The following is an 11,496-nucleotide window of genomic DNA, read 5'->3' as shown; positions in this document are numbered from 1 at the left end:
ATCGCCTAAGTCCACCGAGGCTTTAAATAAGCGCTTATATTCCGCTTGAACTTGCCCGTCGTAGGAACCACCATTAATGATGAAGTTGTCAACTTCGAAAAGGGATTGTCTACCAACATTAAAGTGTTGAAGGTTATGTGCGACTACTATTCTTCTCCGAGAAGCTTCATCAAGCATCTCTCCCCAAACATTCTCAAAGTAGGCATACTGATGAAAATCAGTTCCCAATTGTCGATTCTGCTGTACGATCCCGCTACAATTTAGCCCTCCTGTAACGGTATAAGCTATATGGATAAGCATGTCCCGAATAGTGACATGAATGCCAAGGTGTTCAAGAACTTGATATAGAAGCTGAAGCCGTTCGCTAACGTAAGTGTCTCTAAGACGAGTAGCATTAAACCTAATAGGACAATTTTCAAAAGCTGTACAGCCTTGACAAGCCAGCCAGTGAGACGGATCGGTTAACCAAGTTAAAACCTGGGGAATGTAAGCCGAAGTTGTTACTTGATTGAGGTCTAGAACAATCAGTTGTGTATCATTTTTATTTAGTCCATTCTTTAACTGCTTATTGACTTTATCTCCAACAACCTTTAATTTATCCTCCCGACCCAAAAGCGCACGTAAGCGTCCTTCGTTAGCAGCTATTAGGAATATAGAATTTGGTTGACCTACCAATAAACTGTTAGCTAATTGCTGAAGAATTTCAGCACCTGCACTTTCTCCCACTTCAGAGAGATCCTTAACAACTTGCAATACTGCACCGTCCCTCTCGATAGTCCACTGGACTTGATCTTTCCACTCTGTAATGTCTTGCCCTGTAAAAGCTTTGATAATTTGACGGCAGAGATATGTCTTTCCATCACCCGCATTACCTGTGAGGATAATTGACGGCGGGTGCGACTGCTCGAAACAAGTACGGAGGAAGATTTCTGTTTTGGTAACTAGGCGTAGAGGGCTACCTGTAGGAGGGGGAGTTTGAGTAATAAATTCGTCAAATGCTGCCTCGTGTTCAGGCGATACAGTGGTGTAGCGATTGAGATAAGCAACGAATGGGTTAAGAATCTCGTTCATGCTATACAGGGTCTCTTGCTGACTGGTATCTAAATCAATCTTCTAGCCAGAACATTTTCATATTCTTTAATTACAACTGCCCCTCACTAGAAATTGAGCAAATATACTTGGTATTTACTCAAATATGACAGGCCAAACAGGGTAAGCTCTCATCCTCCTCATCTAGCACTGTTGATAAGACATCGGAGAGAGATTGATTAGGCTTTTCCTTTGCTTGCTTTGCCATAGCCTTTTCATGGTCAGCAATAATTTGGTCTTTGCGTTCTAGCAATTCCAACAGAGTTTCCCCCTGGGTCCAGGTATAAGTTCTGCCATCTCGATGATTTTGCTCGTATTCAACTGCCTTCTGGAAAAGGTCAGGATGCTCTTGTGCTAGCATGACCCATTCGTATTTGCGCTGGAAGAAGCAAAAATAGCAGCCCGATCGCGATCGCCAGCGGTAATAATCAGGCATTCCAATTCCGCTTTCTTCAAGCAAACGGATGATGTCAGCTTTAACGAGTCCGTGTTCTTTGAAGGGAAATTTAGCTGTAATAGTGGGTTTGGTTGAGATGTAGCCATCACGGTTCTCATCAGCACGGATGCCAACGTAGGTAATCACCTCGTCATCCCCCACCCATTTCTCTAGAGGAATGATTTTCATCTGCTTGGTACACCATCGCATCTTAGGAGACGGTAAGACACCGCCATACACATCCAGCCAGTGATCAAAGCCTCGTTCTGCTTCGAGGTAATGAATTTTAATCCCAAGCCAATCTTCAATTCTCCCTAGATACTCGTAAGTTTCTTTCAGTTCCTTATGGGTATCGCAGAAGAAGTACTCGATTTCTAGGTCAGGGTATTGCTGACGCATAAAGATAGCAAGGGCTGTACTGTCCTTACCACCAGAGAGACCTAGTATGTGCCGCCCCTTCTTCTTGCTCATGCTGACTGACCCCGCTTCCGTGTAGGTTTCCCAAATTCCCCTTGAGAATCAATATCTTTGCGACTCAGGAGTTTTTCGTTGAGCTTTGCTAAAAAGCCCTTCTGGAGCCGGGGATTGTCCTTTAATGCTGGCGTATTCAATACCTCTTCGGTGAGCCGATCGAATAACTCTTCATATTCTTCATCAATCCAAACAACTTCATGAACTTCCTGACCATTCGGCTCTGTCACCGTAATCCTGAGAGCATCGAATCCTTTACCTTGCCGCCTGATTTCAGTCCGAAGGGCTTCTAGATTTTCGAACCGACGAACTAAATCGCTCAAAGCAAGTTCAAATCGGCTGAAGTCCTCATCAATCCAGCCCTTTGGATGCTTGTCTGCCACAATCCTAACAAGTGCCTCTAGCCAATCTCTATCGGATAAATCCTCTTCCACAGCTTTAGCGACAAAATGCCGCAGGACAGGATCGATGCACTGCCCTACCAAGTAACTGGCACGAACCCGCAAATCCTCCCTTAAGTTAGCTTCCTTGCTGCGAATCCCAAATGCTTCATAGAGGTGCTTTTGGCAGTCAGCTAATAAATTGTCGTAAGCAGTCTGAATTTCATGGATGCATTGCACCAGTTTCTTCCGAAACGCTTTTGCTTCCTGCTCATTTTCCTCACTACCTGTAGTCATTGGGGTGAATCCACAAGCATCTGGTAGGGACACAAACAGCAAAGCATCTGGTTCCTGAGCCGTTTGTAACGCCTGCAAAACTTTTCGTGCTTCCGAACTCAGCCGCTTTGTCGATCGTGTAAATTCTGGCAGTTGACGGACAAATCCAAACAAGGGCTTAGCAACGGCTAGCAATGACGCATTACGCACTCCAGCAGGAGCCTTGGCATTTGGAGACTTCAGAACGGTTTCCAGTTCCTTAAAGACCTGCGATCGCAGTCCCGCCATCTCGAAGTACTTCACTGAGAAGCGCGAGGGTTCTTTCACCAATAACTCAAAATGCTCTGGTCCAAGGACAGGAATAAAGGTTCCGTCTTTATAGATACCGACATCATCAACATGAACCAGCAGAAAAGCTGCGAGTAGGATAGGAATCACCCCAAGCTTTACACCAAAGGGCGGCTGCTCTAGCTTCTGGTAAAGCAGGTCTAGCGTTTGCTGGCTATCCTTCGCTTCTAAACAGAATCGTTCAATTTCATCCCAAACGGAGGATACGTCAACCCTTGCTGACTCTAGAGGGTTTTCACTGCCCAGATCATTCCGCAACGGTTCTTTCAAGGAATCCGCAGGAATACAAGGTAATGGTGGGTGGAAGCCCCATTCATCATCCTCCTGACAATGGATGCCTGTAGCTTCCAGCACTGATCCATACATGGCTACTTCAGGACCATAACCTTCTAACCCCAAGCGTTCCTTGGCAGCATTTTTGAGCATCGCCTCAATCAGTTCGCGCCGCGCCTTTGCGCCCTGTGATGTCAATTCACGGCGATTGATCAGTTCATTGTCTAGCACTGCACCTTTGTCATAAATGCGATCACACAGGTTGGAGAGCGCAGATTGGAAGCCCCTGGAAGATTCAATGACAGCAAGTTTTCCATCAATCCAGCAAGTATTTTCTTGTGCTGACCAGTTGAATGCTAGAGCGACTGTTTCATTCAGTAATTGCTCTGCTTCCACAAGGCGCTGCCTAACCTCACGCTTTGCCACGCCATCAGTTTGCAATTCGGGGGCATCCTTCCAAATCTTCTTCAATGCCAGAAAATCTTCACTACGCATCCGTAATAGTTCAAGATTGGCAACCGTAATTACAATTAAAGGCTTGCCATCTACTGTCTGTGGTGGCACTGATTCAAGAAACGCTGTATCTAGCCAGTAAGCAATTAAGCCGTCGCCACCAGCCGTAGCACAAGTTAGCTCCTTTAGGTCAACCCGACTATCAACGTACCGCTGCTCAAAATAGCGTAGGTTGCCCGTTGTGGTGTAATGGCGTTGAGCGACCAGTGGTTTTAATGGATAGGTTGTGTTCAACAAATCGGCTAAGGGATTATAGGCTTGCTCGATTTGTACTTGAATTGCCGCTTCAACATCAAAATCTGAGCCTTGCCAGATTCGCAATTCATCTTGGGTTCGACTGCGGTGAGTAATTAATTTTTTCTGCTTCAGGTGTTGGATTGTCTTCTGCCAATGCTTACGTCCCTTTTCATCTGTGGGGGAGTCGCACAATGCCAACGCCACTAATTCAGGGGTTGCACGAAACTTTCCGGTTGAGGTGACTAGATTGAGAACCCCAATGGTTTTCAGTACCTTCAGAACATCCTGGCTCTGGTCTTTCGCATCCTGAATTAAACCTTGCACTTCAACCCAACGTTGTAAGTTGAGTCGCGAAGCGAGTCCGGTTACTGCCTCAACAAAGTAGTCATAAAGCTGATACAGCTTCAAGGTAGGAATTTGATCGCCTTGAACTGCGGTGGATTTAAGAAACTGACTGAAGGCGTAAGGTTCGTCGCTAGTGAGAAAGGTAAACAGAGAGCGATCGTTCTGGGCGTAGCGCACACAGAGCATTGGCAGCACCAGAGCCGTCAGGGGGTGTAGGGGGTAAGCATCTGCTAGCACCTTCGCTGAAATCTCGTATTCCGAGAGTACGTCCTTCAACGCATCAAACCAGCTTTCTGCTTGAAGGTGAATGCTGTGAAGAACTGGATCAGCATTAGATCGATCGATCGCTTGCCCAATTAAGCGAGTCATCTGACTAGGCGATTCAGTGAGAACGATGTCAGTGAATCGCCCATGAATCTTCGTCCATTCGCTCTGTTCTATTGTCGAGAGGCGATCGCTATATCCTGCAAATGACTGGTGGAGAATACCCAACAGGTGAACCTGATAGTCTCCCTTAAGCTCTAGCTCAGCAATCTGCTGAAGCAGGTAAAGATCTTGAATGCCCTGATGATGAGCCGCATACTCTAGATTCTTGCCCAACTCATCAATAATAAGCAGCACATCCGTTTCAACCGTTTGCACGATCTCTCGGATTAACTTGAGCACCTGTTGATCTGTAATCTGACAGTTGCCCTCCTCCGTCTGAAAGCGCCACTCATTGAGATCCATCCAGAAATCTGGCTTCCGCTTCTTTTTCCAAAAAAGCTCAAACCCTCGTGATAAGGCACGAACGATCGTCCAGCTTAAAGGCTCCCGTTGAGCAGTCGCTACGGCTCTTAACAATCCAGGTTCAGGAACATTTGTGACAGCTTTCATTTCGAGGCTGTCAGCCGGAAAAGCATACTTGGCGATCGCCCAGGCTTCATCTGCTACGGGGCTTTCTTCTGGCGCACACAGAGCAGCAAGATAGTGAGCAAATGCCGACTTTCCTGTTCCATAGACTCCAGTTAATGTCCAGGCTCGGTGAGCATTCGAATCTCCAATGGCAGACAAAATTCGCCGCAACGCTTCAGCGGATCGCTCAGTTGGAACATAGCCCTGAACCGCATCAGGCTTATCTAAGTCTCTCTCTAAATTGACAGATCGGTAGTAGCGGCGGTGTAGCTCAAAATAGGTTGATAGAGCCTTATTGGTCATCTTGCTCACCTTCCCGCTCGATAGTACCCGTTTAAGATAGCCTCTGATAGTTCAAGCGGCTCCCCTTCAAAGGAAAATTGAAGCTTTCCGGCTGCATCAGACAGTCGAATTTGATCCCATCGTCGAGCTAAGACTTCGATCGCGTCGCAGATGGCACTCTCAGTCAACTTAAATACGATTCCTGGGCTACCAAGGTCGTAGAGCAAATTAGCAATTGGAATCGTTTTGGCGGGGCTACCTGTTCGAGCATGATGCTGTAAGCAAGCGTAAACCACAATTTCTGGGGGTAAGCTTGGTTTCTGCCCAACACGAAACATATAGTGCCGAGAATCCCCTGCGGTGTGAATCAACCCCAGTTCCGTAAATGGGCAATCCAAGGAATCTTCGCTGACTTGCGCCTTACCACTGGGCTGCACGACATACATCCGCAAAATGCAACTCACATCCTTTCTTAGTGAAGATTCAGAAATACGGGGAGCTTCGCGATCGCGGTACTCACAAAGCTGGTAGAACAAATCTTCAGTCGTAAACTCGACCTGGCGAAAATAGTTGAAGGCAACATTCCAGGCAGTGACCAAGTTAGGTGCTTCTAGCAATTTCCAATGCAGCAGCCAAAGAGAGGCAGGGTCTTCTAGATAAGGGTCCCAGCCTTCCTGCCCCAAAAGTTGCTGACCAAACTCTGTTGGCTGGTCATCCTTCAGCAGCTTAAAGGCAGAACACCAGTACCGAATGGAGCGCACCATGTTCTTTCCCACACCGAGTCGAACAGGGGCATTCTCCCTTAAGAAAATTTCTGAATCAGTAGAAGCACGATCAAAACCCTTCTTCAGCCAGCCAAAGCGCGGGTGGAATGTCTCATGGCGAGCAAAGACATTGACTGCTTGTGTTTCAGCTTTGCCTAAGTCGAGGCTGATCTGCTTTACCATAAGACGAAACAGAACGATTGTACTTATTGTCTAAGATTAGGAGGAAAATGAACAGACGCAATACTTAGACTTAGCATACGAGGATAACACTATATATAGGATGACTGTACGATAGTCCATAGCCGTCTATTCCCAGCAATAACAGAAAATTTTGTCAGGGTAGGGTCAGAAGCCTTTACCCCAACAGTTTCGGTAGCATAATAAGTTCTAGTAAGGAAGGATTGTCATCCTTCAAGCCTTTTGCTTAATGTTTTGTAGCCTTGACGACTTTAGCGCGATCGCCGTTACCTGCCAACGCAGCAAGGTGGGTAAGCTCCTGCCGGATGCCTTGTATGTCCATATCTCAGCCTTAGAATCATTAGACCCACTTCTCCAAGAGTACGAGAGTGGAGCTAGAGAGATTGCCTCCCGCCCAGCGGGGATTACACTCGTTAAGTTCAATCTGGAGAAGCCAAGCATCTCCTACCTGTCGTACCCAGATTTTGACAGCGATCCTCACCCTGCGCTTCAATCCAGCATTCAGGTAAACCTGCAAAGCCGTGAGGTGAATTATCGAGATTACGGTGAGGCAGGCAACCCTTTTATTCTTCATCGAAAAGAAACTTTTGTCGCGACTGATTATCCCCACTACCAGCAATTTGCTGCCCTCACTCGTCAGGAAGAAGCTCTAGGACTATTGGATAATCCGAGGGCGATCGGGACGCGCTTAGCCTGGGAGGAACGCTTAGCCCAATTCAAAGTCGCGTTTCAAGGGCACACTCTGATCCATCGATCGCTCCTCAACGCCCAGTCTACTCAGGTCAAGATCGATCGCCACAAAGCAGCCATCAGCCGCAACGACTTCTCTAAACCTGTACGTCTGGCATTAGAAGCAGGGCTGCTGAACCAGACCACAACCTTCTTTGACTACGGCTGTGGGCAGGGCGGAGATCTGGAACGGGTGGGCAAACTGGGCCACGAGAGTGCTGGCTGGGACCCCTACTACCGTCCAGATTCCCCCTTAGTCACTGCGGATGTCGTTAACCTGGGATACGTCATCAACGTCATCGAGTCTCAGGCAGAGCGGCGTGAGGCTTTGATTAAAGCTTGGGAGCTAACCGGGCAGGTGCTAATTGTCGCTGCCCAGGTTCTCATCGCGCAGGGGAATAGCCAGATTGCCTACGGGGATGGGGTAATTACCAGCCGTAATACCTTCCAGAAATACTATGACCAAGAAGAACTGAAGATTTATGTTGACCAGGTGCTTGGGGTCGATGCAGTTCCAGCAGCATTAGGGATCTACTTTATTTTCCGGGATGAAGCGCAGGCGCAGAGCTTTCGGGCATCTCGGTTTCGATCGCGCGTCTCCGTCCCCAAAGTTCAACTGGCGAATAAGCGGTTTGAAGATTACAAGGAACTGCTCACTCCGTTGATGGCATTCTTTACGGAACGGGGACGACTACCAACCCTAGAGGAACTGCCTGAGACGGAAACACTCAGCACTGAATTTGGCAATCTGCGACGGGCATTTCAGATCGTCCTGCAAGCTACGAACCCGCAAGAATGGGATGCGATTAGCGATCGCCGCCGTCAAGACCTATTGGTTTATCTGGCATTGAGCCATTTTGGTCGTCGTCCCAAGCTAAGAGATTTGACACCTGTGGTTCAAAACGACATTAAAAGTCTGTTCGGGGGCTATCAACAAGCCTGTGCTGCGGCAGACCTGATGCTGATGAGCTTGGGCAATCTGGAGGTGGTTGAGGAACGCTGCAAGAGTAGTGCGATCGGGCAGAAGCGACCGAATTCACTGTGGGTTCATGTGTCGGCGATCGAGGCTCTTGATCCCCTGCTGCGGCTCTACGAAGGTTGTGCTTCTCGCACGATCGGTCGCCCGCAGGAAGCCAATGTTGTCAAGTTCCACTTCCGTAAGCCGAAGATTTCCTACCTGTTCTACCCAAATTTTGACACCGATCCCCATCCTGCCCTACACACCATTATGGAGATTGACCTACGAGACCTACACGTTCATTACCGGGATTACGACTCTAACAACAACCCACCTTTATTGCACCAGAAAGATTCAATGGTGACAGCCGACTATCCGCTGTACGAGAAGTTCGCAAAGCTGACGCGGCAGGAGGAAGGATGGGGCTTGCTGGATGATTTGCGTCTGATTTATGACTATCGTGGCTGGCAAAAGTGCTTGGAGGATCATTGTGCTGAATTAAAAGGGCACCGCGTGGTGTGGCGGAAAGATGCTGATCCATATCGGGTGAAGCTAATGCGATCAGCTATTCGAGCAAATCAGTCACAGCGCATATATGATCAGCAAGCTTAACTTACTGGACAACCTCGGTTAAGACAAGCTTTATATAGATTTTCTTTTACATGAAAAAATATAGATACTGAACTTGTACCCCAATTCCTAATCAGCAAGTGGAAACTTATCACGGTATGCTTTTTACTTAATTAGAGTAAAATCAGAAAACCACATGTTTTTGATTGTTAGATTAAGAAGTTTAATTCTTGAGGGCTAGCTCCTTAACTCTGCTAAAGGCAAACCAAAAAGAGGCGAATCCACCTAATGCCATTGCAACTAAACCTTCACTATTTACAAGCTTCTGTATTTCATCAAAAAGCGACCATGTTTGGGACATTAGGTATAAACCAGATACTCCTCCAAAAACATTAAGCGCCACGTCAGTAACTTCAATAAGCTGCAATGCGGACTTAGACTTTCTATGGCGACGAATGAGAAGGATGATTAATAATGAGAGAATAGTAAGAATGATCCATACAGCGTACAATTGCTTCTGGGTCATTTAAGCCTTCCTGTCTGACTCAACTTGCGGAGCAGTAAACCAAGCATATGCAGCAGCAAGTAGTCCACCAATAATAGCACCAGGAATCTGAGCTAATAAAACCCCCAGAAATGCTCCGCCGCTTGCCAATGCTATAACACGATCGCCACGTTTCCAAAAATCGTCTTGACTTGAACCAATTGTTAGTCGCTCATCTAATCTAGATACAAACCGTCTTGCTGCACCAACAATGTCATCTGCATTCAGAACTTGAGCAATTTGGCTCTCTAGCCCATAGGATGTTGAACTGCTTACTGCAAGTGCTAAGCTCTTTGCACGTTCTTGAACTTGGTATTGCTTCTGAAGACTTCTATAGGAAAGCTTATATCGCTCATCTAAAGCAACATCTCGCTCCACTAGAGCTGGGATTTCTCTTATAACATTAAAGTTATGGTTTTCAAGAGCATGACCTATTCTGCGAATTTCATCCTGCAAATCTTGTGGCAAAGGTTTATCAGCCTGAGAAACCGCTCTCAAGAAAGCCTCAAGTGTCCAAGTTTCAAAGGGATTCATAAAAAGCCTCTTCCAGTGAGGGTGAAAGCTGCCCAATAATAAGGATGAGAGTAAACAGATCCTCCCAACGCTATTGTACTAGAATTTTCAAGGCTATAGGCTTGTTGCTCTAGATCCTGCTTAATCAAAGGATCTAAACCCTCCAAGTGACTGATTTTGGTTAGCCAGGCTGCAAGATCAGCATCGGTAATAGTGCGAAGCCATTGTTGAGCTCTAGCTAAAGCTGATGCAGGCGCTACCCCCTCCAATAGAAATTGGTAAAAGCGAATCACAATCCAAGCATTGGAAACCTCCTCAACAGTCCATAGCGTGCTTAAAACATGAGATACCTTAGCCTTTAGAAAGGCACTAACTAGTCCCACATATTCAGTTGTCATGGTTTGATTACCAGTCAAAGCAGTTTCACAGGCAGCAATTGTGACAAGATTGTAAGGACTTAAATTGAGACGACCAATCTCTGTAGCAGTTAGGCAACCATCTGCTAAACCAAGTTGAGACATCTCAGGGCGATCACCGTTGTACTCACCATGCCCGGTAAAGTGAAACACTTGGTAGTTATTCTCTAATGCCTCTGTAACAGCAGCTTTAGTAGCTTGTTCCCGAGTAATTGAAACTGAAGTGGAAAATAATTTCTGCACTACTGCCGATTCCAATTGAGCATAGGGCATTTGATCAACTCCATCTACAGCAGGATCGTCTACATTCAGTAAAGGTTGTAACTGCCAAGGCTCGATTGAACTGCGTTTTTGTAAGTCTAATCCAACCCGAACACTAGGTAGATATGTAATACTAAATTGCTCATTAAACAATACATGGAGAGGAAAGCGATGCAAATCGCGATGAGGAATTAAAATTAGCTTATTGATATTTGAAAGTTCAGCTTCAATTTCAGAAATACATAAAAGCTTCTTGAGGTCTTCTAGAGCCGCTTCCATACTGAATCGCCAAGGGTGGCTCTGCTTATCTTCAACATCTGTTTTCCCCTTATCTCGATAATTCGCATACCTTTCATCCCACGCCATAACCCAGTTCTCAAGTTTTATCAAACGGTCTAAAGATTCTGGTATTTTGCCAGTGCTAGATGAAGCTGAGTTCACCAGGATAGGCGTTAAAGTATCAGACTTCAAAAGAAAGGTAGTAAGTGCGGATGGACTTAAATGCCAATAAATAACTGCTGTTGAAGGATCTAAAAGTTGTTGAGCCTCATCATATCGAGGAACCAATAAATCTTGTTCCCATAACAACCACTTCAGACAGATATTTTTCCCTTCTTCGGCTGTTTCCCAAGCCTCTAGAATTCTGCCGCTTTTAACCTTAATATCAACAGTTAATTGATTGAAACCTGTAAATTTAAGTGCAAGATATCTTTTCTTACTGAGAGCAGCAGCCTGGCTCAACAAGCGATTTAGAAGGTCTAATCCCTCTCTCTGCAAATGTTTTGCCTCTTCAATCTTCTCTAAAGCTAGAAATACTTGAATAAGTTCCCCAATTACTTCTAATCTTTCTTCCGGAAAATCTTGAGCACCAAAAAACTGTAAAGCGTCTTCATAGCTTTTGTGAGCCCTATCCCAAAAAAGCAAATGTTCTTGTTGCTGTAATCCATACTGGTAGTGAATTCTTCCTTTAGCCCGGTGTAGCTCTCCACATCCACT

The 11,496-nt window shown here is 46.1% G+C and carries 8 protein-coding genes; 1 reads left to right on the top strand and 7 read right to left on the bottom strand.

What is annotated here, in order from left to right; genetic code table 11:
- The 4 genes from H6F80_RS28520 to H6F80_RS28505 all read right to left on the bottom strand — a co-directional run.
- A partial coding sequence (locus H6F80_RS28520; protein ID WP_190794895.1) for a hypothetical protein occupies nucleotides 1–1,071 on the bottom strand: 1,071 nt, incomplete at its 3' end.
- Between the two features lie 118 nt (nucleotides 1,072–1,189).
- Nucleotides 1,190–1,996, bottom strand: a complete 807-nt coding sequence (locus tag H6F80_RS28515) for a phosphoadenosine phosphosulfate reductase family protein (RefSeq protein WP_190794894.1) — start codon at nucleotides 1,994–1,996, stop codon at nucleotides 1,190–1,192.
- Complete coding sequence (locus H6F80_RS28510; RefSeq protein WP_190794893.1) at nucleotides 1,993–5,565, bottom strand: hypothetical protein; 3,573 nt, start codon at nucleotides 5,563–5,565, stop codon at nucleotides 1,993–1,995. Before H6F80_RS28510 ends, H6F80_RS28515 begins: the two co-directional genes overlap by 4 nt.
- Nucleotides 5,566–5,570: 5 nt before the next feature.
- Nucleotides 5,571–6,491 carry a DUF4007 family protein gene (locus tag H6F80_RS28505; protein ID WP_190794892.1) on the bottom strand — a complete coding sequence of 307 codons (921 nt, stop codon included), beginning with the start codon at nucleotides 6,489–6,491 and terminating at the stop codon, nucleotides 5,571–5,573.
- 247 nt (nucleotides 6,492–6,738) lie between these two features.
- Here H6F80_RS28505 and H6F80_RS28500 point away from each other — a divergent pair, with 247 nt between their 5' ends.
- Nucleotides 6,739–8,808: a DNA phosphorothioation-associated putative methyltransferase gene (locus H6F80_RS28500; protein WP_190794891.1), complete on the top strand. Its 2,070-nt coding sequence runs from the start codon at nucleotides 6,739–6,741 to the stop codon at nucleotides 8,806–8,808.
- 181 nt (nucleotides 8,809–8,989) lie between these two features.
- On the opposite strand, the gene H6F80_RS28495 is transcribed toward H6F80_RS28500, so the two are convergent.
- The 3 genes from H6F80_RS28495 to H6F80_RS28485 form a co-directional block, all read right to left on the bottom strand.
- The gene (locus H6F80_RS28495) at nucleotides 8,990–9,292 is read right to left on the bottom strand and encodes a hypothetical protein (protein ID WP_190794890.1); all 303 of its coding nucleotides are present in this window, start codon (nucleotides 9,290–9,292) and stop codon (nucleotides 8,990–8,992) included.
- Entirely contained in the window at nucleotides 9,293–9,844 is a 552-nt protein-coding gene (locus H6F80_RS28490; RefSeq protein ID WP_190794889.1) for a hypothetical protein, read from the bottom strand.
- Nucleotides 9,841–11,496: CHAT domain-containing protein (locus tag H6F80_RS28485; RefSeq protein ID WP_190794888.1), on the bottom strand; the 1,656-nt coding region annotated here is incomplete at its 5' end. The genes H6F80_RS28485 and H6F80_RS28490, both read right to left, overlap by 4 nt.

Source organism: Leptolyngbya sp. FACHB-711 (genome assembly GCF_014695615.1).
In the GTDB taxonomy this organism is placed as follows: Bacteria; Cyanobacteriota; Cyanobacteriia; order Elainellales; family Elainellaceae; genus Leptolyngbya_A.
This window is presented reverse-complemented; position numbering and strand designations above follow the sequence as displayed.

Excerpts from the sequence above, each read along its gene's own strand:
- H6F80_RS28515 (WP_190794894.1), bottom strand. The coding sequence starts at position 1,996 with ATGAGCAAGAAGAAGGGGCGGCACATACTAGGTCTCTCTGGTGGTAAG.
- H6F80_RS28510 (WP_190794893.1), bottom strand. The coding sequence starts at position 5,565 with ATGACCAATAAGGCTCTATCAACCTATTTTGAGCTACACCGCCGCTAC.
- H6F80_RS28505 (WP_190794892.1), bottom strand. The coding sequence starts at position 6,491 with ATGGTAAAGCAGATCAGCCTCGACTTAGGCAAAGCTGAAACACAAGCA.
- H6F80_RS28500 (WP_190794891.1), top strand. The coding sequence starts at position 6,739 with ATGTTTTGTAGCCTTGACGACTTTAGCGCGATCGCCGTTACCTGCCAA.
- H6F80_RS28495 (WP_190794890.1), bottom strand. The coding sequence starts at position 9,292 with ATGACCCAGAAGCAATTGTACGCTGTATGGATCATTCTTACTATTCTC.
- H6F80_RS28490 (WP_190794889.1), bottom strand. The coding sequence starts at position 9,844 with ATGAATCCCTTTGAAACTTGGACACTTGAGGCTTTCTTGAGAGCGGTT.